General features: G+C 63.6%; 14 protein-coding genes and 2 pseudogenes. 5 read left to right on the top strand and 11 right to left on the bottom strand.

Annotated elements, in window-relative coordinates; all coding sequences use genetic code 11:
* Positions 1-67: 67 nt before the first annotated feature.
* Positions 68-1,684 (top strand): acyl-CoA carboxylase subunit beta, encoded by a 1,617-nt coding sequence (locus V1288_RS08880; RefSeq protein ID WP_334356680.1) that lies wholly within the window; start codon positions 68-70, stop codon positions 1,682-1,684.
* 11 nt (positions 1,685-1,695) lie between these two features.
* The gene (locus V1288_RS08875) at positions 1,696-3,651 is read left to right on the top strand and encodes an acetyl/propionyl/methylcrotonyl-CoA carboxylase subunit alpha (protein ID WP_334356679.1); all 1,956 of its coding nucleotides are present in this window, start codon (positions 1,696-1,698) and stop codon (positions 3,649-3,651) included.
* Between the two features lie 96 nt (positions 3,652-3,747).
* Here V1288_RS08875 and V1288_RS08870 read toward each other — a convergent pair whose 3' ends face one another.
* From V1288_RS08870 to V1288_RS08840, 7 genes are all read right to left on the bottom strand, one after another.
* On the bottom strand, positions 3,748-4,740 hold the full coding sequence (locus tag V1288_RS08870) for an ABC transporter ATP-binding protein (RefSeq protein ID WP_334356678.1): 993 nt from the start codon (positions 4,738-4,740) through the stop codon (positions 3,748-3,750).
* Positions 4,737-5,750, bottom strand: coding sequence for an ABC transporter ATP-binding protein (locus V1288_RS08865; protein WP_334356677.1), 1,014 nt, complete (start codon positions 5,748-5,750; stop codon positions 4,737-4,739). Before V1288_RS08865 ends, V1288_RS08870 begins: the two co-directional genes overlap by 4 nt.
* On the bottom strand, positions 5,750-6,643 hold the full coding sequence (locus V1288_RS08860; RefSeq protein ID WP_334356676.1) for an ABC transporter permease: 894 nt from the start codon (positions 6,641-6,643) through the stop codon (positions 5,750-5,752). Before V1288_RS08860 ends, V1288_RS08865 begins: the two co-directional genes overlap by 1 nt.
* Before the next feature lie 4 nt (positions 6,644-6,647).
* The gene (locus V1288_RS08855; protein ID WP_334356675.1) at positions 6,648-7,595 is read right to left on the bottom strand and encodes an ABC transporter permease; all 948 of its coding nucleotides are present in this window, start codon (positions 7,593-7,595) and stop codon (positions 6,648-6,650) included.
* Positions 7,596-7,712: 117 nt separating this feature from the next.
* Positions 7,713-9,308, bottom strand: a complete 1,596-nt coding sequence (locus tag V1288_RS08850) for an ABC transporter substrate-binding protein (protein WP_334356674.1) — start codon at positions 9,306-9,308, stop codon at positions 7,713-7,715.
* 364 nt (positions 9,309-9,672) lie between these two features.
* Positions 9,673-11,223, bottom strand: coding sequence for an AMP-binding protein (locus V1288_RS08845; RefSeq protein ID WP_334356673.1), 1,551 nt, complete (start codon positions 11,221-11,223; stop codon positions 9,673-9,675).
* A gap of 16 nt (positions 11,224-11,239) precedes the next feature.
* A complete protein-coding gene (locus V1288_RS08840) occupies positions 11,240-12,394 on the bottom strand; it encodes an iron-containing alcohol dehydrogenase (protein ID WP_334356672.1) in 1,155 nt (384 codons plus the stop codon).
* 543 nt (positions 12,395-12,937) lie between these two features.
* On the opposite strand from V1288_RS08840, the gene V1288_RS08835 reads away from it, so the two are divergent.
* The 3 genes and pseudogenes from V1288_RS08835 to V1288_RS08825 all read left to right on the top strand — a co-directional run bounded on the left by V1288_RS08835 (position 12,938) and on the right by V1288_RS08825 (position 18,664).
* Positions 12,938-14,068, top strand: a complete 1,131-nt coding sequence (locus tag V1288_RS08835; RefSeq protein ID WP_442894017.1) for an efflux RND transporter periplasmic adaptor subunit — start codon at positions 12,938-12,940, stop codon at positions 14,066-14,068.
* A pseudogene (locus V1288_RS08830) lies at positions 14,065-17,218 on the top strand (efflux RND transporter permease subunit). Before V1288_RS08835 ends, V1288_RS08830 begins: the two are co-directional and overlap by 4 nt.
* Before the next feature lie 252 nt (positions 17,219-17,470).
* Positions 17,471-18,664, top strand: a complete 1,194-nt coding sequence (locus V1288_RS08825; RefSeq protein WP_334356671.1) for an ABC transporter substrate-binding protein — start codon at positions 17,471-17,473, stop codon at positions 18,662-18,664.
* Positions 18,665-18,862: 198 nt separating this feature from the next.
* On the opposite strand, the gene V1288_RS08820 is transcribed toward V1288_RS08825, so the two are convergent.
* From V1288_RS08820 to V1288_RS08805, 4 genes and pseudogenes are all read right to left on the bottom strand, one after another.
* On the bottom strand, positions 18,863-19,255 hold the full coding sequence (locus tag V1288_RS08820; RefSeq protein WP_334356670.1) for an MAPEG family protein: 393 nt from the start codon (positions 19,253-19,255) through the stop codon (positions 18,863-18,865).
* A gap of 29 nt (positions 19,256-19,284) precedes the next feature.
* Positions 19,285-20,472: a lipocalin-like domain-containing protein gene (locus V1288_RS08815; RefSeq protein WP_334356669.1), complete on the bottom strand. Its 1,188-nt coding sequence runs from the start codon at positions 20,470-20,472 to the stop codon at positions 19,285-19,287.
* Positions 20,462-22,925, bottom strand: a pseudogene (locus V1288_RS08810) (FtsX-like permease family protein). The gene V1288_RS08815 and the pseudogene V1288_RS08810 overlap by 11 nt, the downstream one beginning before the upstream one ends.
* Positions 22,922-23,596: an ABC transporter ATP-binding protein gene (locus tag V1288_RS08805; protein WP_334361255.1), complete on the bottom strand. Its 675-nt coding sequence runs from the start codon at positions 23,594-23,596 to the stop codon at positions 22,922-22,924. Before V1288_RS08805 ends, V1288_RS08810 begins: the two are co-directional and overlap by 4 nt.
* Positions 23,597-23,685 lie beyond the last annotated feature (89 nt).

Below are 23,685 nucleotides of genomic sequence, written 5' to 3'. Positions count from 1 at the left end.
ACCCGGAATCTCGAGATTCCGGGTCTGGTGCTGCGCACCATCCCGGAATGACGGAGTGAATTAGTTTATGGCTATCCTCGAATCAACGATCGTTCCCTCCAGCGCCGCCTTCAAGGCCAACCGTGACGGCATGCTGGCGCTGATCGCGCGGATGCGTTCGCTGGAAGATCGCACGCGCGCCGCGTCGGCCGCGGCCAGGGACCGCTTCCACAAGCGCGGACAGTTGCTGCCGCGCGAGCGCGTGGCGCTGGTGCTCGATCCCGGCTCGCCCTTCATCGAACTGTCGACGCTCGCCGGCTACATGTTCGACGTGCCGGATGCGGAGAAGAGCGTGCCCGGCGGCGGTGTGATCGCGGGCATTGGTTTTGTCTCAGGTATCCGCTGCATGGTCAGCGCCAATGATTCCGGCATCGATGCCGGCGCTCTGCAACCGTACGGCCTCGACAAGACGTTGCGGGTGCAGGAGCTGGCGCTGGAAAACAAGCTGCCTTACGTGCAACTGGTCGAAAGCGCCGGCGCCAACCTGCTGCGCTACCGCGTCGAGGATTTTATCCGCGGCGGCAACATTTTTCGCAATCTGGCGCGGCTGTCGGCGGCGGGGCTGCCCGTCGTGACCGTGACGCATGGTTCGTCGACCGCGGGCGGCGCTTACCAAACGGGCCTCTCGGATTACATCGTGATGGTGCGTGGCCGCACCCGGGCATTTCTCGCCGGGCCGCCGCTGTTGAAAGCCGCGACGGGCGAGATTGCGACCGAGGAAGAACTCGGCGGTGCCGAGATGCACACCTCCATCTCAGGTCTCGGCGATTATCTGGCCGAAGACGATCGCGACGCGCTCCGCATCGCGCGCGACATCATGGCCAATCTGGAATGGGATCGACTGAGGCCGGCGGGGGCCACCTTCAAGCCGCCGTGCTATGACGCCGAGGAACTGCTCGGCATCATGCCGATGGACCACAAGCGTCCCGTCGACATGCGGCAGGCGATTGCGCGCTTTGTCGACGGTTCCGACTTCACGGAGTTCGGCGCCAATTACGGTCCCGCAACCGTATGCGGCCACGCCCGCATCGAGGGGCAGGCAATCGGCATCATCACCAACAACGGCCCGCTCGATGTGCCCGGCGCCAACAAGGCGACGCATTTCATCCAGGCCTGCTGCCAGTCGCGCACGCCGATCCTCTATATGAACAACACCACAGGCTACATGGTCGGCAAGGCCTACGAGGAGGCCGGCATGATCAAGCACGGCTCCAAGATGATCCAGGCGGTGACCTCGGCGACGGTGCCGCAGATCACGATCTATTGCGGCGCGTCGTTCGGCGCCGGCAATTACGGTATGTGCGGCCGCGGCTTCCACCCGCGCTTCTGCTTCTCCTGGCCGAATGCCAAGACCGCCGTGATGGGTGGCGAGCAGGCCGCCGAAACCATGGCGATCGTGACCGAGGCTGCCGCGGCCCGGCGCGGCAAGCCGATCGAGAAGGAAAAGCTGGATGCGATGAAGGCGCAGATCACCGGCGTGTTCGACGGCCAGATGGATGTGTTCTCGACCAGTGCGCGCGTGCTCGACGACGGCGTGATCGACCCGCGCGATACCCGCGGCGTGCTTTCCGAGGTGCTGGCGATCTGCCGCGAGGCCGAGGCCCGCACGCCTCAGCGTATGCAATTTTCGGTCGCGCGGCCATGAGCGGGCTGGCCATGAGGCGAACGCCGTTCTTCAAGATTCTTGTCGCCAATCGGGGCGAGATCGCGCTGCGGATCATGCGGACGTCACGACGTCTCGGCTATGGCGTCGTCGCGGTCTATTCGGATGCCGATCATGATGCGCAGCATGTGCGTGAGGCGGACCAGGCGGTAAGAATTGGCGAAGCGCTGCCAGCTCAATCTTATCTCAAGATCGATGCGATCATCGCTGCCGCCAAAGCCAGCGGCGCCGGCGCGGTGCATCCAGGCTATGGCTTCCTCGCCGAGAACGAGGATTTTGCGCAGGCCTGCCGCGATGCCGGACTGGTGTTCATCGGTCCGTCGCCGGAGGCGATCCGGGCGATGGGCAACAAGGCCGGTGCCAAGGACATCATGCAGAAGGCGGGCGTGCCTACCGTGCCCGGCTATCAGGGCGCGGACCAGAGCGACGCCGCGATGCTGGCGGAGGCCCGAAAGATCGGCTTCCCCGTCATGGTCAAGGCGGTCGCGGGCGGCGGCGGGCGCGGCATGCGGCTGGTCACGGACGCCGCGGCATTTCCGGATGCGCTGCGCAGCGCGAGGTCGGAGGCACAGGGTGCGTTCGGCGATCCCACCGTCATCCTCGAACGCGCCATCGTCGATCCCCGCCATATCGAGATCCAGGTGTTCGGCGACCGCTACGGCAACGCCATTCATCTCGGCGAGCGCGATTGCTCCGTACAGCGCCGGCACCAGAAGGTGATCGAGGAAGCGCCGTCGCCAAGAGTGACGCCGGAATTGCGGGCGCGGATGGGCGCGGTCGCCGTCGCAGCGGCCAAGTCGCTTCGTTATGAGGGGGCCGGCACGCTGGAATTCCTGCTCGATCCAGGCGGCGAGTTCTATTTCATGGAAATGAACACGCGGCTGCAGGTCGAGCATCCCGTCACCGAGGCAATCACCGGCCTGGACTTGGTCGAACTGCAGTTGCGCATCGCCGCGGGCGAGCCGCTGGGGCTCAAGCAGGAGGATGTCAAATTCTCCGGCCATGCCATCGAGGTGCGGCTGTGTTCAGAAGATGCCGGCCATGACTTCATGCCGCAGTCGGGTCGGATGGCGCTGTGGCAGATGCCGGACGGCGTCCGCGTCGAGCACGCGCTACAATCCGGCTCCGAAATCCCGCCGTTCTATGATTCCATGATCGCCAAGATCATCAGCCATGGCGCCGACCGCAGCGAGGCGCGGGGCCGGCTGATTTGTGGGCTGGAGCAGACGGCTGCGTTCGGCGTCCCCACCAATCAGGGATTTTTGATTTCCTGTCTGCGTCATTCCGCCTTTGCCAGGGGCGAAGCGACGACGGCTTTCATCGACAATCATCGCGATGAACTGTTGGCTCGCGCGAACGACAAGGCAGACGCCGCGCTGGCGGCGTTGCTGCTGTACGTCACCAATCGACATGCGCCGCGGTGGCGCGGCGGACGCAGTTTGGCTGCGACGTTTCCGCTGACGACACGAATTGATCTTGGCCATGGTGTGCACGAGGTGGATATCGTGCGGGAGCGCGATGGGAGTTATCTGGCAAACCTTGATGGTGGCGAACAGCGTTTCGAGATTGACGAACTCGGCCGCGATGCGATCCGCTTCCGCACCAACGGCATGATGGAATCGGCAAGATTCCTGCGCGACGGCGACCGGCTCCACATCCTGCATCGCGGCGCCACGATTGCCGTCCGCGACTTTACCCTTGCTGCGCCGGTGTCGGCTGCGGCGGCCGGCGACGGCAAGGTGCGAGCGGCAATGAACGGCCGCGTGGTGGCGGTGCTGGTCAAGCCGGGCGAGCAGGTTGCCGCTGGGCAGCCGGTGATGACGCTGGAGGCGATGAAGATGGAGCATGTGCATACGGCTGGCGTCGCCGGCACGGTGTCGGCCATCGATGTAGCCGAAGGCGAGCAGGTGACGACGGGCAGGATCGTTGTGGAGATTGCGGCGGCTTAGCTGCGTAGGGTGGGCAAAGGCGCGCTTGCGCCGTGTCCACCATTCGTGCCGTGCGAGAGACGGTGGGCACGCTGCGCTTTGCCCACCCTACGGATTCTACTCCGGCCGTCCTGTGCCGTCATTGAGCCAGCATGCCACCTGATGTCCTGCACCGGCCTCCAGCAGCGCCGGCCGCTCCAGCTTGCAACGGTCCATTGCGTAGCGGCAGCGGGTGTGGAAGGCGCAGCCGGACGGTGGATTGATCGGGCTCGGGACGTCGCCGTCGACCATGGGCGCAAGGCGCTTTGCCTTGGGATCGGCGATCGGGACCGAGGCCAGCAGCGCCTGCGTATAGGGATGGCGCGGGTTGGCAAACAATTCGCTTTTGTCCGCGATCTCGACAATGCGCCCGAGATACATCACCGCGACGCGGTGGCTGATATGGGCGACGACGGCGAGGTCGTGGGCGATGAACAGGTACGAGAAATCATTCTTCCGCTGCAGGTCGATCAACAGGTTGATCACCTGCGCCTGGATCGAGACGTCGAGCGCGGAGACCGGCTCGTCGCACACAATGAGACTCGGCCCGAGCGACAATGCGCGGGCAATGCAGATGCGCTGCCGTTGTCCGCCGGAGAACTGATGCGGATAGTTCTTCATCTGGTCGGGCCGCAAGCCCACCTGCGCGAACAGTTCGGCAACGCGCTCCTGTTGCGCCCGACCGGTGGCGAGCCCGTGCACGCTGAGTGGCTCGCCGACGATATCGCCTGCCGTCATGCGTGGATTGAGCGAGGCGAATGGATCCTGGAACACGATCTGCATCGAGCGTCGATGCGGCCGCATCTCGGCCTTGCTTAAGCCCGTGATGTCGGTGCCGTTGAGCTTGATGGCGCCGCTGGATGGTTCCACCAGCCGCAACACGCTGCGCGCGACCGTCGATTTGCCGCAGCCGGATTCGCCGACCAAGCCGAGCGTCTCGCCCTTGCCGACGGAAAAGCTGACGCCATCGACGGCATGCACGGTGCCGACGCGACGTCGCAGCACGCCGCCGCGCACCGGGTAGTGCTTGACGAGGTCGGTAACCTCCAGCAACGGGCGTTGATCGGTCATGGCACGCCCACCAATTCAGCCGCCCGCCAGCACGCCGCGAAGTGATCGCCGTCGACTTCCTGCAGCGGCGGGTATTCTGCGCGGCAGCGATCGATGGCGAGGCTGCAGCGCGGCGCAAAGGCGCAGCCCGGCGGCAGGTTGGTCAGTGACGGCACCATGCCGGGAATTTCGTTCAGCCGCGCGTCGGTCTTGGCACCAAACGAAATCACCGCCGGCATCGAGGCCATCAGCCCGCGCGTATACGGGTGCTTCGGATTTGCGAACAAGTCTTCCACAGTCGCTTCCTCGACCTTCTTGCCGGCATACATCACGATGACGCGCTGGGCGGTCTGCGCCACCACGCCGAGATCGTGCGTGATCAGGATCAATCCAGTCCCGAGCGTCTTCTGCAGATCGACGATCAGCGCCAGGATCTGCGCCTGGATCGTCACGTCGAGCGCGGTCGTCGGCTCGTCCGCGATCAACAAAGCCGGCCGGCACGCCAGGGCCATCGCGATCATCGCGCGTTGCCGCATCCCGCCGGAAAGCTGATGCGGATATTCCAGCGCGCGGCGTTCCGGCTCGGGAATGCGGACCAGGCGCAGCATCTCGACGGCCTTCGCCCACGTCTCTTTGGACGTCATTTCCCGGTGCAGGCGCAGCACTTCGGTGATCTGGTCGCCGATCCGCATCACCGGATTGAGCGAGGTCATCGGCTCCTGAAAAATCATCGAGATCCGGTTGCCGCGGATCTGGCGCATCTCGGCCTCGTCGAGGCCGAGAAGGTCGGTCCCTTCCAGCGTTACCGAGCCGCCGACCACCCGGCCGGGCGGGTCCGGCACCAGCCGCATCACCGACAGCGCGGTCACGCTCTTGCCGCAGCCGGACTCGCCGACGATCGCCAGTGTCTCGCCGCGGCGTACGGTGAACGAGACGTCGTCGACCGCGCGGAACAGTCCCGAATTGGTGAAGAACACCGTCTGCAGGTTCTTCACATCGAGAACCGTTTCTGCCTTCTTCGTCTCCGTCATCAGCCGCGCTGCCTAGGGTCGAGGATGTCGCGCAAGGCGTCGCCGAACAGATTGGTGCCGAACACCGCAAGGCTGATGGCGACGCCGGGGAAGATCACCAGCCACGGCGCGGTGCGGACATATTCCGCCGCTGATTCCGACAGCATGCGTCCCCAGGACGGATAGGGCTCGGGAATCCCCAGGCCGAGAAACGACAGCGAGGCCTCGGTGAGGATGGTGGAGCCGAGCTGCGCGGTCGCCAGTACGATCAGGGGCGCCAGCGTGTTGGGCAGCACGTGGCGGAGCGCGATGCGCGTCTCGCTCATGCCGATCGATTTGGCGGCCTCGACGAACGGCAGTTCTCGCAGCGCCAGCGTGTTGGCGCGGATCACACGGGCGACCGTTGGGATCAGCGGGATCGCAATCGCGATGATCACGTTCGGCAGCGACGGCCCGAGTGCCGCCGTCATTACCAGCGCCAGCACCAGCAGGGGCAGGGCCTGCAGAATGTCGGTGATGCGCTGGAACAGGAGGTCGACCCAGCCTGACAGGTAGCCCGATGCGAGGCCGACGATGACGCCGATTGACGATCCCAGCATCGTGGCGCCGATGCCGACGGCCAGCGAGACCCGTGCGCCATGGACGATCCGGCTCCAGACGTCGCGGCCGAATGAATCGGTTCCCATCCAGTGCTGGGCGCTCGGCGAAGCCAGCCGATGTGCGGAATCGACGCTGAGCGGATCGAAGCGGCAGATCAGGTCGGCGGATATCGCGACCCACACAAACAGCACCATGATGAAGAGGCCGAATGTACCGAGCAGATAGCGCTGCGCCAGAAACAGCAGTCGGCGCCAGCCACGGTTCGAATAGGCGCCCGCTCGTCTCAGTTCGCTATCGAAATTGATCGTGGCCAAGCGGCTAATCTCCATACCGGATGCGCGGGTCGATCGCGGCGTAAAGCATGTCGACGGTGAAATTTGCGACCACCACGACCACGGCGATCAGCATCACCAGGTTCTGAACGATCGGGTAGTCGCGCCAGCGCAGCGCCTCGACCAGGAAGCGGGCGACGCCGGGGATATTGAACACGGTTTCGGTGACGATCAGCCCGCCGATCAGGAACGCCGCCTCGATGCCGATTACGGTAATGACCGGGAGAATGGCGTTCTTCAGCGCGTGGCGATAATTCACCGACGCCTCGGACGCACCCTTGGCGCGCGCGGTGCGGATGTAGTCCTGCCGCAGGATTTCCAGCATCGAGGAACGCGTGATGCGCATGGTCAGCGCGGCACTGCGAAAGCCGACCGCCATCGCAGGCACCGCATAGATCGCGAAGGCTTCGGTCCAGGTTTTTGGATTCGGATTGTAGATCGGCATGCTGCCAAACAGGGAAACCGACGCCATCAGGATCAATAGGCCGAGCCAGAAGGAAGGTAGCGACAGGCCGCTCAGGCTGACGACGCGCAAGGTATAGTCGAGGCGCGAGCCCTGATGCACCGCGCTCAGCACGCCCAAGGGAATGCCGATGGAGGCGGAGAACAGCAGCGCCAGCGCCGCGAGCCGCGCGGTGATCGGAATGCGGGGCAGGATCTCCTGCAGCGCCGGCTTTTCCGAGACGTAGGAATAGCCGAGGTCGCCATGCAGCAGCCCGCCAATCCAGTTCAGATATTGCTGGTAGATCGGCAGATTGAGGCCAAGCTCCTTTTCAAGATTGGCCTTGTCGGTGGGATCGACGAAGCCGGCAGCGTCGAACAGGATGTCGACGATGTTGCCGGGAACAACGCGCAACAGCACGAAGATGATGATCGAGATCCCGACCAGGGTCACGAGCATCAAGGCAAGGCGTCGCACGATATAAGCAAACACCTAGGCGGTTCTCCCGTTAGCGTGTTCCGCAAAAGTGGGTACCGGTTTTGCGATCGGAATACGCGCAAGTTACGCAAGTTAATAGACCCCGGCTGGCGAACTAACCCGCGACTCGGCTTACTTGTCCATCCAGACGTCTTCGTAACGATAGCCGTTATAGGAGCTGTTCACCATGATGGTGATGCCCTTGACGTAAGGCTGCCAGCACGAGCCCTGGCGGGCGTGGAAGATGATCGGGCGCGCCACGTCCTCCTGCAGTTTCTTGTCGATCTCCCAGACAAGCTTCTTGCGCTTGGCGACGTCGGTCTCGGCGGATTGCTGGTCGAACAGTTTTTCGATTTCCTTGTTGCAGTAGTTGGTGTAGTTCCGCTCCGAGCCGCAGGAATAGTTTTCGTAGAACGACTGGTCGGGATCGTCGACCGCGTTGCCGGTAAGATTGAGGCCGAGCGAGTAATCCTTGCGCGCGACCTTCGGGAACCATTGTGCGGTATCGACGACGTCGAGTTCGGCGTCGATATAGATGCTCTTGATCTGATCGATCAGGATGACCGCGGGATCGCGGTAGACCGGAATATTGCGCGTCGAGACCCTGACGGCGAGACGCTTGTCCGGGCCGTAACCCGCCTTCTGCATCAATTTGCGCGCCGCTTCCCGGTTGGCGTTGATGTCGGGGCCGTAGCCCGGGATCGATTCCAGCATTTCCTTCGGCATCGCCCACAATCCGCCCGGCGCCGGCAGCATGGTGCCGCCGATATCGGCCTGTCCCTCGAACAGGATCTGCACGAACGCCTTGCGGTCCAGCGCCAGCGCCAGTGCCCGGCGAATGTCGATATTGTCGAACGGCGGGGAGGACGAATTGACGATGATGTTGGTCGAGACGTTGATCGGCTCAACCACGCAGACCGCGTTCGGCGCCTGCGACTTGACCTCCTTGAGCAGCGGGATCGACACTTCGGTCGGGAAGGTCATGTCGAATTTTCCGGATACAAATCCGAGAATCGCCGTCGATCGGTTGGTAATGATGGTGAATTCGATGCCGTCGAGATGCGGCAGGCCTTTCTTGAAGTAGTCGGGATTTTTGGTCAGCTTGATCGATTCGTTGGCCTTGAACTCGACGAACTTGAACGGCCCGGTGCCGATCGGCTTGGTGCGCATCTCGGCCGGGGAGACGTGGCAGGGGTAAACCGGCGTGTAGCCCGAGGCGAGCAGCGACAGCAAAGCCGGTTGCGGTCGCTTTAGTTCGAATGACGCTTCGAAATCGCCGTTGACGGTCACTTCGCTGACCTGATCGTACCAGGATTTGCGCGGGTTCTGGCGGAACTTCTGCTGCGACTTTCCCATCAGCATGTCGAAGGTGCATTTGACGTCGGCCGACGTGAACGGCTTGCCGTCATGCCATTTGACACCCTGCCGCAGCTTGAAGGTCAACTTCTTGTTGTCACTGCTCCACGCCCAGCTCTCCGCGAGATCGGGGACGATCGAATCCACGCTGTTTTGCGCCACGTCCTGCTTGAACACGACGAGGTTGTTGAAAACCGGCATGAAGGGAATGTTGATCGAGTAGGTCGCGCCCTCGTGGATCGAGGCGCTGCCCGGGCTGTCACGATGATAGACCCTGAGGACGCCGCCCTGCTTCGGCTCGCCCGCCGACGCAACATCAAAAGCCGGCAGCAACAACAATGCCGTAACGGCAAGCGCTTGCACGCTCCGCATGATCCCCTCCACATTTTTCGGTCTCAACTGGCCGATTGGTATCGACGATACCACGGCGCAGCGTTGGGGCAACCGGCCAAGCCGATGCGAGGATTGGCAATTCGGACTAAGCGAAATCCGCGTAGCGGAACTTGCGACGATTTGCCGGCTGTTGCCGGAGTTCTGCCGCTTCGTTGCAGCGCGGTCGTTGCATCGCAACTCGCTACATGGCTTCGTCTGAAGATGACCCATCTCGCTAGAGCGAGATGACCTTTCTTCGAATCGTCATCTCGCTCTATCTCCTTGATTTGAGCATGAGCTCCGCGCAAACGCGTCACGCGTTTGTCGCGAGGGAAAACCGGTACCCACTTTTCCGGATCGTGCTCTAGACGATCCGCGAGGTCTTGTTGCCCCAGTAACGATCGCGCAACAGGCGCTTGTAGAGCTTGCCGGTCGGCAGCCGCGGTAATTCCGCTTCGAAATCGATCGAGCGGGGCACTTTCTGGCGGGACAGCGATTGGCTGCAGAAGGCGATCAGTTCGTCGGCCAGTTCCTGGCCTACCGAAACGCCTGGCATCGGCTGCACCACGGCCTTCACCTCTTCGCCGAGATCCGGATTTGGCACGCCAAACACCGCCGCGTCCGCGATCTTCGGATGGGTGATCAAGAGGTTCTCGCATTCCTGCGGATAGATGTTGACGCCGCCGGAGATGATCATGAACGTGGCGCGATCGGTCAGATAGAGAAATCCGTCATCGTCGACATAGCCGACGTCGCCGACCGTGCTCATGCTGCCGTCGGCCGAACGGGCCTCCTTGGTCTTGGCCGGATCGTTGAAATATTCGAACGGGGTCGCGGTCTTGAACCACACCGTGCCTGATGTGCCGACCGGGCAGGGCTGCATGTTTTCATCGAGAATATGGAGGTCGCCGAGCAGCACCCGGCCGACGGTGCCGCGATGGGCCAGCCATTCCTCGCTGTTGCAGGCGGTGAAGCCGAGCCCTTCGGTGGCGCCATAATATTCATGGATGATCGGCCCCCACCATTTAATGATGTCATCCTTTACGGCCGCAGGGCAGGGCGCAGCGGCGTGGATCGCGATTTCGAGGGATGACAGGTCGTAACGCGTTCGCACCTGTTCCGGCAGTTTCAGCATGCGCGAGAACATCGTGGGCACAAGCTGGGTGTGCGTGACGCCCCATTTCGGGACCAGTTCCAGATATTTTTCCGGATCAAAACTTTCCATGATGATGACGGTGCCGCCCGCACGGATGGTCAGGTTGACGGCCGCCTGCGGCGCCGAATGATAGAGCGGGGCAGGTGAGAGATAGATCATGCCTTCGCGGTACTGCCAGATGGCGTGCAGGAAATCGAAGATCGGCAGGTTTTGCACCGGCGGCTGCTCCGGCAGCGGCCGCAGAATGCCTTTCGGCCGACCGGTGGTACCCGACGAATAGAGCATCGCGGTGCCGACGCTTTCGTCCGATATCGGGGTTTTCGGCAGCTCCGACGTTGCCTGTTGCAGGCCGACGACGCGGTCGCTTTCGCCGTCGCCGTCGGCGACGATGCAAAGCTCGACCTTGGGGCATTCCTTCAGCGCCGCGCGCGCGACATCGAGCTTCGCTTGCGAGGTGATGAGGATGCGCGACTGGCTGTTGGTGAGGATGTAGGCGAGTTCGCCCGCCGTCAGGTATGAATTCACGCAGGTATAATAAAGTCCGCTCCGTTCACCCGCGGCACAGGCTTCGAAGTAGCGGCTGTTGTTCTCCATGAAGATCGAATAGTGATCAAGCCGCTTGAGGCCACGGCTGCGAAACAGATGCGCCAGCCGGTTGGAGCGCGCGTCCAGCTCGCGATAGGTGACGGCTTCGCCTGTGCTTGCCATAATGAAGGCGGGCTGAAGCGGTCGAAGATGAGCATGCTTGCCGGTGTACATGTTGGCTCTGGTCTCCTTACGCGGCCATATCCAGAATTTCGCGAACCTGCGCAGGCCCCTCGATCTTGCGTGGATTGCGCGGCACCCAGGGCGTTGCCATCGCGGCTTGCGCGATGCGGTCGAAATGCTCAGGCTCGACGTTGACCTCGCGCAGGCTGCGCGGCATGCCGAGGCCGCGAATGAAGGCGGCGAGCACGTCGCCGGCGTCCTCGTTCGGATGCCCCATCGCGGCTGCGATCTGCGCCTGCCGCTCGGCGTTGACAGACTTGTTCCAACGCATCACCGACGGCAGCATTACGCAGGAGGTGTAGCCGTGCGGCACGCCGAACTCCGCGCCGAGTACGTAGCCGATGCCGTGGCTCGCCCCCATCGGCACGCCGGAAGCCAGCGGTCCGGTCGAAAGCCAGGTCCCGATCTGGCAATCCATCCGTGCGTCGAGGTCGCCGGCATCGGCCTTCACCCGCGGCAGCGCCTGCGCCAGCATCGACAGCCCTTTCAGCGCCTGCGCGTCGCCGTAAGGATGAGCCTCGCGCGCGCAGATGCCCTCGACGCAATGATCGACGGCGCGGATGCCGGTCGAGAGCCACAGCCATTCCGGCGTGTGCTGGCTCAGCCAGGGATCGAGGATCACTGCGCGCGGCATCAACAGCGGATGGCGTAGCGCTTCCTTGACCTTGGTCTTCTCGTTGGTGACCCCCGCCGTGGCGGAGAATTCGCCGCCGGCGATTGTCGTCGGCACGCTGATCTGGCGCACCGTCGGCGCGGTGAGCTGCGGCGGGGCGCCGCGACCGGCCCTGATCCTGTCGATGTCATCGGTGTTGCGGATGTCGTTGGCGAGGCAAAGCTGCACTGCTTTTGCGCCGTCGGTGATCGAGCCGCCGCCGATCGTGACGATGAGATCGGCTTTCGCGGCGCGGGCCTGTTCGCTGGCAGCGATGACGGCGGCTCGTGGCGTGTGCGGCGGCATCGCGCCGAAGGCGCCGGCGCAGCGCGACCCCAGCGCGCGGCGGATGATCTCGATCTCATCGGTTTCGCGGTTCAGCGTGCCGCTGACCATCAGGAAGGCGCGGGTGGTGCCGAGCCGGTTCAACTGCTCGACGAGCGCCTCGGATGCCGGCCGGCCGAACACGACCTCATCCATGGCGCCGAAAACGACACGCCCTTTGTGCACGCTTGTCCTCCCCGGACATTTTTTGGCCCTTGTTGCGGGCCTTGGCGGCAAGGTTAGCGGAGGAAATTCCCGGCGTCATGTCCGAAGATGGTGATGGTGTGCGCAAAGGCCGTCAGGCCTTATGACAGGCTCCGCGATACCCATCGCCATGTGCACCGGTAGTTGAGGGGCTATCGCTTCGCTCCACCCGTCCTACAACTGCGCGGCAGTAGGCCTTTGCGATGTCACGTTTTCGTCATCAGTCGACGATTAGCTGATCGTTCGTTGCTGCCGGTTCCACCTTCGTCGCAGTGCGGAAAGCATGAGATCCGGATGGTGCAGAGCGTTGCCTGCGCGGATGCATAACGATTGTGCTTGATCCCGTCGGGTTCTTGACGAGACTGGGAACTGATCACATCTGTGGCCTCCGCCATAAGTTCCACGGCGGCTTTCATCCATCAGGGATGTCGAGAGGGGAGATGGGGTTTGACTGCAACTGAGCAATTGAAACGTCCGGCCTTGCCGGCGGGGGCCGACATTCGCTCACCTCGTAGCCTCAGATGGTTGACCCCGCTGCTTGCGCTGGCGCTGTCGGCTTGTGACAACAAACCGCCGCAGCAGGCGGCTCCCGCGGCGCCACCGGTCACCGTCGCGCAGCCGGTGAAGCGCACCGTCACGGATTGGGATGAATTCACCGGACGGTTCGAGGCAATTCAGGAAGTGCAGGTTCGCGCCCGCGTCGGCGGTTTCGTCACCAGTGTCGAATTCCGCGATGGCGCGATCGTGCGGTCGGGCGATCTGCTTTACGTGATTGACGCCCGTCCGTTCGAGGCAGTCGCCGAGCAGGCCGACGGCCAGTTGTCGGACGCCCGCGCGAAGGCAGAACTCGCCAGGCGCGAACTCGACCGCGCGCTGACGCTGAACCAGACGCAAGCCGTGTCCGATTCCATCGTCGACCAACGCCGTCAGACTTTGCAGGCGGCGCGCGCCGCGGAAATGCAGGCCGAAGGCGCGCTCAAGGCCGCCAAGCTCAATATCGAGTTCACCCATGTGATGGCGCCGATCACCGGCCGCGTCAGCCGCCATCTGGTCACGCCCGGCAACCTCGTGCAGGGCAGCGAGGGCGGCGCGACGCTGCTCACCTCGATCGTCTCGCTCGATCCGATCTACATCTATTTCGATGTCGACGAGGCGACCTACCAGCGGAATAGCCGGCTCTGGTTCGAAGGCAAGCGCCCGAGTTCGCGCGACACGCCGAACCCGGTGCAGGTGATGCTGACCGGCGAGACCAAGCCCTCGCATGAGGGCAAGATGGATTTCCTCGACAACCGCCTGGACGTCTCCACCGGGACGCTGCGCAGCCGCGCCGTGATCCCGAACAAGGATCTCTCGATTCTGCCCGGCCAGTTCGGCCGGGTGCGCATCATCGGCAGTGCGCCGTATGAGGCGCTGCTGCTGCCGGACACGGCTGTCGCGACCGACCAGTCGCGCAAGATCGTCTTTGTGGTCAAGGACGACAATACGGTCGAGGCCAGGCCCGTAACGCTTGGGCCGCTCGACGAGGGGCTGCGCGTGATCCGCGAGGGCCTTAAGCCTGAAGACCGGGTGATAGTTGACGGCTTGCAGCGGGCGCGCGTCGGCGCGAAAGTCACCCCGCAGACGGCTGAGGTCAAGCCGGCCGGTGGCAAGACATGAATCTCGGCCGGCTCTCCATCAACCAGCCCATTTTGGCGATGGTGCTGTCGATCGTGCTGCTGATCGTCGGCGCGATCGCCTATACGACGCTGCCGGTCTCGGAATATCCGCAAGTGGTGCCGCCGACGGTGGTGGTCACCACGCAGTATCCTGGTGCGTCGGCGCAAACCGTGTCCGATACGGTTGCGGCTCCGATCGAGCAGGAAATCAACGGCGTCGAGGACATGCTGTATCTCTACAGCCAGGCCACCTCGAACGGGCAGTTGACGATCACGGTGACGTTCAAGCTCGGCACCGATCTCGACAAGGCCCAGGTGCTGGTCCAGAACCGCGTCGCGATCGCGCAGCCGCGGCTGCCCGAAGAGGTGCAGCGCAACGGCGTCATCACCCGCAAGAACAGCCCCGACATTCTGATGGTCGTGTTCATGCTGTCGCCGGACGACACATTCGACCAGCTCTATATCTCCAACTATGCGCTGCTGCAGGTCCGCGACCAGTTGCTCAGGCTCGACGGCGTCGGCGACATCCAGATTTTCGGCGCGCGCGACTATTCGATGCGGCTGTGGCTCGATCCCGACAAGATCTCCACGCTGGGCCTGACGGCCGGCGAGGTGGTGGCGGCGATCCGCTCGCAAAACGTGCAGATCGCAGGCGGGCAGATCGCGGAGCCGCCGATTGCCGACCGCGCCTTCTCGCCGAATCTCACCTTTACCGGCCGTCTGAAGGACCCAAAGCAGTTTGAAGAGATCGTGGTCAAGGCCGGCGCCGACGGGCGCACGGTCAAGCTGCGCGACGTCGCGCGGATCGAACTTGGCGCGCTGGCCTATTCGACCAACAGCTTCCTGCTGCGGAAATCCGCGGTCGCCATGCTGGTGACGCAGCGGCCCGGCTCCAATGCGCTCGCGACCGCCAAGAGCATTTCGAACACGATGGAGCGGTTGAAGGCGAGTTTCCCGAAAGGGCTCGACTACAATATCGGCTACAATCCGACCGAATTCATCGCACAGTCCGTCAGCGAGCTGATCAAGACGATCTACGAGGCGATGGCGCTGGTCGTGATCGTGGTGCTGGTGTTTTTGCAGGGCTGGCGGCCGGCCATCATTCCGATCATCGCGATCCCGGTGTCGCTGGTCGGCACCTTTGCGGTGATGGCGGCGCTGGGATTTTCGATCAACAACCTCACGCTGTTCGGCCTCGTGCTGGCGGTCGGTATCGTGGTCGACGACGCGATCGTGGTGGTCGAGAATGTCGAGCGCCATCTCGAACACGGCATGAGCCGCCGCGATGCGGCATTGCGCACCATGGAGGAGGTCGGCAGCGCGCTGGTGTCGATCGCGCTGGTGTTGTGCGCGGTGTTCGTCCCGACGGCGTTCCTCGGCGGCATCTCCGGGCAGTTCTTCCAGCAGTTCGCCGTGACCATTGCGGTCGCGACCGCGATTTCCTGCTTCTGTTCGCTGACGCTTTCGCCGGCGCTGGCCTCGCTGATCCTGCAGCCGCATGAGGACAAGCGGCCGCCGGCGAGATGGAATTTCATCGCGCGCGGCTGGGACGCTTTTACCGGCGTTTTCAACCGCGGCTTCGACCGGCTGGCGCATGGCTATGCCAGCGCCGCCGATTTCGTGATCCGGCACGCGGTGGTGATGCTGGTGCTCTATGCGGCGCTGATCGGCAGCGCAGGCTGGCTGTTGATGACCACGCCGCAAGGTTTCATTCCGGCGCAGGACCGCGGTTACGTCATCGTCTCGGTGCAGTTGCCGGGCGCGGCGTCGCTGGCGCGCACAACCGAGGTCGTGCGCGAGATCGAGCGCATCGCGCTCGATACGCCGGGCATCGTCCGTGTCGCAGCGTTTGCCGGCTTCTCGGGCGCGACCCGAACGCAGGCGAGCAATGCTGCGGCACTATTCCCGGTATTCGAAGATCCAGAAGCGCGCCACAAGAAGGGACTTTCCGCAGGCGTGATCGCGAACAACCTGCGCGGTCGGCTGGCGAGCATCAAGGGAGCCTTCATCATCGTCATCCCGCCGCCCGCGGTGCCCGGCATCGGCACCGGCGGCGGCTTCACGATGCGGATCCAGGACCGCCAGGGTCGCGGCTCGGAAATGCTGGCGGCGGCAACCGACGAGCTGATCGGCGCCGCGCGCAAGGCGCCCGGACTGACCCAGGTGTTCTCGACGTTCGCCGCCAACACGCCGCAACTGTTCGTCGACATCGACCGCGTCAAGGCGCAAAAGCTTGGCGTGCCGATCGCCAATATCACCGACACGATCCAGACCTATTTCGGCTCGTCCTATGTCAACGACTTCAATTTGTTCGGCCGCACCTACCACGTCACGGCGCAGGCCGACCTGCCGTTCCGGAAGGAGACGTCCGATCTCGCGCGACTGCGTACCCGCAACGCCGCTGGCGACATGGTGATGCTTGGCAGCGTCGTGAGTTTCAGCGACATCTCCGGCCCCGACCGCGTCGCGCGTTACAATTTGTACCCCGCATCCGAGTTGCAGGGTGACACGCTGCCGGGCACCAGTTCGGCGACCGCGATCGACACCATGAAGAAGCTGGCCGAGGAGACGTTGCCGAGCGGCTTCTCGTTCGAGTGGACGGACCTCTCGTATCAGCAGGTCACCGGCGGCAACACCGGCCTTTACGTGTTTCCGATCTGCGTGCTGTTCGTGTTCCTGGTGCTGGCGGCGCAATACGGCTCGTGGAGCCTGCCGTTTGCGGTCATTCTGATCGTGCCGATGTGCCTGCTCGCTGCCACCATCGGCGTGCGGATCATGGGGCAGGACGTCAACATCCTGACCCAGATCGGTTTCGTGGTGCTGGTGGGGCTGGCGGCCAAGAACGCCATCCTGATCGTCGAGTTCGCGCGCGATATCGAGCTGGAAGGCAAGTCGCGGCTGGATGCGGTGATCGAAGCCTGCCGATTGAGATTGCGGCCGATCCTGATGACGTCGTTCGCCTTCATCCTCGGCGTGCTGCCGCTGGTGATCTCGTCGGGCTCAGGCTCGGAGATGCGTCAGGCGGTCGGCGTCGCGGTGTTCTTCGGCATGCTCGGGGTGGACGCTGTTCGGCCTGATCTTCACGCCGATCTTTTATGTGATCGTGCGAAATCTGGCGGACGGTAAGGGCAAGAAGCCGGCTGAAGCGTGAGTTGGCGGATCGGACGATTGGCCCCTGCCGTCATTCCGGGGCGCGCGAAGCGCGAGCCCGGAATCCATTTTACGGCACATGATGCGGCCCAATGGATTCCGGGTTCGCGACTTCGTCGCGCCCCGGAATGACGGATAGAGTTCCCCATACTTTTGGCCGATCCGAAATGGATGGGCAGGTGCGGGGTTATTGAATAGTGTTGCCAAGTTCCTCTGACAAAGTTCCTCTGACAAAAAATTCCGGGAGAAAAGAATGAAGTCGGGATTGTTAGCCGCCGTGGCGGTGGGTGGCCTTTTGCTCGCCGGGCCGGCCTCGGCGCAGGGCGTCAAGATCGGTATTCTCAACGATCAATCCGGCGTCTATGCCGATTACGGCGGCAAGTGGTCCTTCGAGGCCGCCAAGATGGCGGTCGAGGATTTCGGCGGCGAGGTGCTGGGCCAGAAGATCGAAGTCGTCTCCGCCGATCACCAGAACAAGCCAGATCTCGGCACTGCCATCGCGCGGCGCTGGTATGAGGTCGAAGGCGTCGACATGATCACGGAACTGACGACGTCCTCGGTCGCACTCGCGATCCACGATCTCTCCAAGCAGATGAAGAAGATCGACATCGTCGTGGGTGCCGCGACATCGCGCCTGACCGGCGATGCCTGCCAGCCTTACGGATTCCACTGGGCCTACGATACCCACGCGCTCGCTTACGGCACCGGCGGCGCGCTGGTGGAATCCGGCGGCGATAGCTGGTTCTTCATGACCGCGGACTATGCGTTCGGCCATGCGCTGGAAAAGGACACCGGTGATTTCGTCAAGGCCAAGGGCGGCAAGGTATTGGGCGCGGTCCGCATTCCCCTGAACTCGTCGGACTTCTCGTCGTTCCTGCTGCAGGCGCAGAGCTCGAAAGCCAAGATCATCGGTCTCGCCAATGCCGGCCTCGACACGACAAACTCGATCAAGCAGGCGGCGGAATTCGGCATCGTCAAGAGCGGCCAGAAGCTCGCCGGCCTGCTGCTGACGCTCGCCGAAGTCCACGGCCTCGGGCTCGAGGCCGCGCAAGGCCTGGTGCTGACGGAAGGCTACTACTGGGACCGCGACGCCAAGAGCCGCAACCTCGCCGAACGCTTCTTCAAGCGCACCGGCCGTATGCCGAACATGATCCAGGCCGGCACCTATTCGGCGACGCTGCAATATCTGAAGGCGGTCAAGGCGGCCGGCACCAAGGACACCGAGGCGGTGGCGAAGAAATTAAAGGAGCTTCCGGTGGACGACGACTTCGCGCAAGGCGGCAAGGTGCTGGAGAACGGCCGCATGGTGCACGACCTCTATCTGTTCGAGGTCAAGAAGCCGTCGGAATCGAAGAAGCCGTGGGATTACTACAAGCAGCTTGCGGTCGTTCCCGGCGACAAGGCGTTTCCGGCGGCGAAGGATTCCGGCTGCCCGCTGGTGAAGTAGCTCTCTCCGTCGTCCCTGCGAAAGCACGGAGCCATACCGCGTGATCTATCGATGACGCGCGGTAGCTGATGCTTTGCGTTGGCCAATTGCCGCAGCGAGTTGCTGAAGCGAAGCTCTCTTCCAATGTGCCCATACGCCGTCCGCGGCGTATGGGCCCCTGCGTTCGCAGGGGCGACGGGGATGGGGCTTGCGTTCTTCTCACACCTGCACCAGCCGCCATACGATGGCGCCAAAGGCTCCCAGCCATAGCGCGATCGTGGCCAGCGCCTGGATAGCAAAGCCCGTACTGCGGTCCTTGACCGCCCTGGCATAGCCGAACACGTAGAGAATCCGGCCGATCACCCAGACCAGCCCGAGTGCGGCCGCGATGCCGTCGCCGACATAGATCGCGAACAGCCACAGCGACGGCAGGAAGATCGGCAGCCACTCCAGCGTATTCATTTGCGCGCGAAACACGCGCTCGAAATCCGGATTGCCCGAAATCGCCGGCAGCTTGACGCCGAACTTGCCGCGCGCCCGCGATACCAGAATGGACGAGTAGAAGTAGACCAGGATCGCCAGCAAGGTGATGAGCGCGGTAAAGTGATACATCGCAGAATTTTCCCTGTTCGTGCGACGGCTTAATAGCCGGTCATTTCCAGATAACCCAGTCCCGAATGGCTGCCGCTGAAACTGATCGGGCCTTCCCAATAGGGAAAGCTCGTCCCCATCCAGCTTCTGGCGTTGAGCGGCCTGCATTCAATCGAAACCGCCATCCTCGGGATAGCGATACGCCAAATCGTCGGGATCTTTCGCTTCTCGATCTCGGTAAAGGTCAGCGGCGTCATCGTGATGTCGGCGGAGGCGAGCTGTTCGGTGCTGCCGTCGGGCGCGATCCATTTGCCGGAGCCGTAATGCTGGCCGTCGGTCTGGCGCATCCGGTACAGCATCAGCTTGTGGCCGGCGTTGAAATGCAACGAGAGCCAGTCCCATCCGCTTTGATCCGAGGCCAGCGGCTGGCTGCTCCACTCGCGATCGAGCCAGGCCATGCCGGTGACATCGACAGGCCTGTCGTCGATGGTCAGGATGCCCGCCGCCGTATAATGCGGCTGGCTGTAATAGTAGGAGGCCTGTTCGCGCAGCGATTTGCGGCTGTAGCCGCCGTCGCCCTGCAGCACCAGCGGACGCTCCGCACCGAGGCGCAGCGTATAGCTGAAGTCCGAGCCCGACGCTTTCAGCTCACACGGCGCAATATTTTCGTCAGTCGCCGGATCGAGCCCACGCATCTCCCAGGCATCGATCCAGGCGTGAAATGGTTTTGCGTCGACACCGGCCTGGCCGACCCCGCCGCGCGCGAACGCCTGGCTGAAGCGATGGGTATCGGCGCGCGTGACGGCGGCATGGCCCATCCATATCTGCTGGTTGGCCCAGCCCTCCGGCGGCCCGCCGGCAGCGATAGCCTGTCGAAACAGCGTCCATTGGGCGCCGTAGGCCGCCCCATGCGCGTCGGCGAGATTGGCCGTCACGTACCACCACTCGATGCGGAATTCTGGATGTGGTCCGTGGTCGGCGGGAAATGCGAATGTCCTGCCGGGCACGACCGACGCAAATCCCTCCGCGCTTTCACCCAACCCCGCGAAGCCCTGCGCGAGTGCCTTGCCACTGAGCGCCGCGAGGAGTGCGCCGCCGACGAAGCCGCGCCGGGTGATCGGGCCGCTAGAGCCTTTTCCGCTTCGATGGAATCGAAACGGGGCTCTAGATTCTTGATTTGACGCGTTTTCTTGACACGAACCGGTTCCCACTTCGCTCGAAAACGCTCTACCGTTCATTGGCAAAAATCCTGATCAGGCTGGCCGGCTGCATGCGCGCCAGCCTGATGACGGGAAGCGCAGACGCGGCGAGCGCGGCCGCCATCGCGACGCCCGTGAGCCACAGCAGTTGCAGCGGAAAGAGATGGAACGGCAACCGCCAGCCGAATGCCTTGACGTTGACGATCGCAAGCAGACACCACGCGACCAGCAGACCGAGCGGAAGCGCGAAGATGGTGGTGATCAGCGCCACCGACATCGTCTTCAGAAGTTCGATCACCGCGAGCCGCCGCCGCGTGATGCCGATCGCCCATAGCGGCGCCAGTTGCGGCAGCCGGGAATTGGCAAGCGTCAGCAGGCTCGTCAACAGCGCGATGCCGGCCACCCCAAGCGTGAAGGCATTCAGCGCGGCGGTTACCGCAAAAGTGCGGTTGAAAATCCGCGTCGATTCCGCCTTCATCGTCGCCTGGTCGGCGACATTGCGGTCGTCGAGCGCGAATTTTTCCTGCAGTGCCGAGATCAGTGCCGGTATCTTTGGTGAGGTGACCCGCAATCCCATGCGCGTCAGCGGGACTTCCGGAAAGCGCCGCGTCAGCGCGGCGAAGTTCACCGCGATCTGGCCCTTGGGGTTGCCGTAATCGGCATAGATGCCGGCCACGTCGAGCGTCCAGTTTCCGCCTGACGCGGGCACTTCGATGCGGTCGCCGACGGAAAGCTTCAGCCGCCGCGCCAGTTGTTCGCTGACAAGGGCCGCATTGCCGGGACGGAGCCTGACCCAGGCATTGTCGGCAGACTGCAGCAGCGGCCAGTTGTCGCGATAGATGGCGTGATCGGGCAGGCCCAGCACCTCGATCGGCGCGCCCGCCAATTGCGTATCGGCGCGGCCGCCGGGGAGGACCGCCTCGACCTCCGGACGCTCGCGCAGCCACGCCCTGATCTCGCTCGCCTGTGCGTCGTTGACCGCGCTGACATAGACATCCGCCGCCAGCCGCCCGTCGAGCCAGACCAGGAACGTGCGGCTGAAACTCTCGACCATGGTGGAGACGCCGACATTGACGGCAAGTGCAAGCAACAGCGCCATCAGGGCGAGCGACAGCCCGGATAGTTGCTGACGGCTATCGGCCCAGAACCAGATGCTGACCGGGGCTCGCGCATAGCGCTGACCCAGCGACAGCATGAATTCCAGGAACATCGGCAGGATCAGCGCCGCGCCCAGCATCAATGCAGCGAGCACGGCAAAGCCCGAAATCAGGGAATCGCCGAACAAGAGAAAGCATGCCGCAGCGGCGAATGCCGCGAGCGCCAGCGCGCTCTGATAGGTCAGCCAGCGCCGCTGCGCCTGTTGCCAGGCGAAAGGCTGGGCGGTGGCAAGCAACGGCAACCGCAGCGCCTTGGTCAGGCTGGCGGCAGCGGCGGCGAGCGCGCCGAGAATGCTGATGGCGATGCCCGCAAACCACCATTGCGGCTTGAGCGTCAGGTGCCCCGGAATTTGCGCGCCATAAAGTCCGCGCAGCGATGCGGCGACGTCGGGCAGCAGCGCACCGGCGATAAAGTAGCCGCACACCAGACCAATCAGCCCCGCGATCAGCGCCAGCGACACCAGCTCAAGCACCAGCACGCCGTTGAGCATCCGCGCCGAGACGCCGCAGGCGCGCAAGGTGCGCAACACCGGCAGGCGTTGCTCGAAGGCGAGCCCGATCGCGGAATTGACGATAAAGAGTCCGACAAAGAACGACAGCAACCCGAACGCGGTCAAATTCAGGTGAAAACTGTCGGTGAGGCGCTCAAGGTCGGTCTCCGCATCGGGTTCGATCTGGCGAAGCCTGTCGCCGGCAATGCTTTCAAGAGATGCGCGCTTGCCCGCCGTCTTGCCGATCAGCAGGCGCGAGAGCTGATCCGGCATTTTCAAAAGGCTCTGCGCGATGCCGATGTCGACGACCAATACGCCGGGCGCGAGATTCGGCTGCACGCGAAGCGGCGGCAGCAACGCGCTGCCATTGGCCTCTGGGCGGGCGCCCTCCGCGAGCTTGAGGTCGGAAAGCGTCTCCGGTGCCACCAGCGTCGCGCCCGGCGGTGTCATGAAGGACAGCAGATCGGCTCTGCCGATCGTAGGCGCATTGCCGACTTCCGCGGGCAGCGTCACCGGTTCGATGCCCAGTAGGCGGAACGAGCGTCCGCTCGATCTGGATCCGGCCTTCGAGTACCGGCGAGACAGGCCAGCCGGCGCGGCGCAAATCGACGAAGAGTTGTTGCGGAAAACTTGCGCCGCTGCGGGCGACCAGCATGGCGGTGCGCGTGCCGCCAAACGTGGCGGCGGCGCGATCGTAGGAGTTGCGCGCCTGCTGATTGAGCGCCTGCACGCCGCTCCACAGCGCGGTTGCCGAGATCAATCCGATCAGCAAGGTAGCAAGCTGCATCGGATGCCGCCGCCAATGGCTCAGCAATACGGCCAGCGTCCACAGCGCGCGCTTCACGCGATCACCCCGGCATGGAGGTTGACCTGGCGGTCGAGCGTGGCGGCGAGCCGTTCGCTGTGGGTCACCATGAGAAAACCGCAGCCGCTGCGCGTCACCAGATCGCGCGCCAGCGCCAGCACCTCGTCCGCGGTGTCCTCGTCGAGATTGCCGGTCGGCTCATCCGCCAGCAGCAGCAGCGGTTTTACGGCTAGCGCCCGGCCGATCGCGACGCGTTGTTGCTGGCCGCCGGACAATTGCTCGGGATAGCGTTTCAGGAAACGGCCGAGTCCCAGCCGCTCCACCAGTTCGCGGTGCCAGGCCGCGTCGTGGCGGCCGGCGATGCGCGACTGGAAGACGAGGTTGTGCTCCACCGTGAGACTCGGGATCAGGTTGTATTGCTGAAACACCAGGCCGAGCCGGTCGCGGCGCAATTCCGCCCGGGCAGCATCGTTAAGTTCGGAGACCTGTGCATCGGCCAGCCTGATCTCGCCCCCATCGGCCGCATCGAGGCCTGCGATCAGGTGTAACAGCGTGCTCTTGCCGCTACCGGATTCACCCGTCAGCGCGACACTCTCGCCCGCGGCGACCGTCAGGTTCACCCCGCGCAGCACCGCGACTTCCTCGCCGGCCGTACGGTAGCTCTTGGTCAGGCCCGCCACATGAAGCACGTTGGGATTGCCGTTGGTCATGCGCGACGATGGACCGATCTGACCATGAAAATCCCCTGACGTGATGGCATGCAACATATCAGGGCGGGCGCCCCGGATCACGGCCTCAA

The organism is Bradyrhizobium sp. AZCC 2176, assembly GCF_036924645.1.
Lineage (GTDB): Bacteria > Pseudomonadota > Alphaproteobacteria > Rhizobiales > Xanthobacteraceae > Bradyrhizobium.
This window is presented reverse-complemented; position numbering and strand designations above follow the sequence as displayed.

Bases quoted from the DNA above. Each gene is read 5' to 3' on its own strand.
- V1288_RS08880 (WP_334356680.1), top strand. From the start codon at position 68: ATGGCTATCCTCGAATCAACGATCGTTCCCTCCAGCGCCGCCTTCAAG.
- V1288_RS08875 (WP_334356679.1), top strand. From the start codon at position 1,696: ATGAGGCGAACGCCGTTCTTCAAGATTCTTGTCGCCAATCGGGGCGAG.
- V1288_RS08870 (WP_334356678.1), bottom strand. From the start codon at position 4,740: ATGACCGATCAACGCCCGTTGCTGGAGGTTACCGACCTCGTCAAGCAC.
- V1288_RS08865 (WP_334356677.1), bottom strand. From the start codon at position 5,750: ATGACGGAGACGAAGAAGGCAGAAACGGTTCTCGATGTGAAGAACCTG.
- V1288_RS08850 (WP_334356674.1), bottom strand. From the start codon at position 9,308: ATGCGGAGCGTGCAAGCGCTTGCCGTTACGGCATTGTTGTTGCTGCCG.
- V1288_RS08845 (WP_334356673.1), bottom strand. From the start codon at position 11,223: ATGTACACCGGCAAGCATGCTCATCTTCGACCGCTTCAGCCCGCCTTC.
- V1288_RS08825 (WP_334356671.1), top strand. From the start codon at position 17,471: ATGAAGTCGGGATTGTTAGCCGCCGTGGCGGTGGGTGGCCTTTTGCTC.
- V1288_RS08820 (WP_334356670.1), bottom strand. From the start codon at position 19,255: ATGTATCACTTTACCGCGCTCATCACCTTGCTGGCGATCCTGGTCTAC.
- V1288_RS08815 (WP_334356669.1), bottom strand. From the start codon at position 20,472: ATGAACGGTAGAGCGTTTTCGAGCGAAGTGGGAACCGGTTCGTGTCAA.
- V1288_RS08805 (WP_334361255.1), bottom strand. From the start codon at position 23,596: ATGACCAACGGCAATCCCAACGTGCTTCATGTGGCGGGCCTGACCAAG.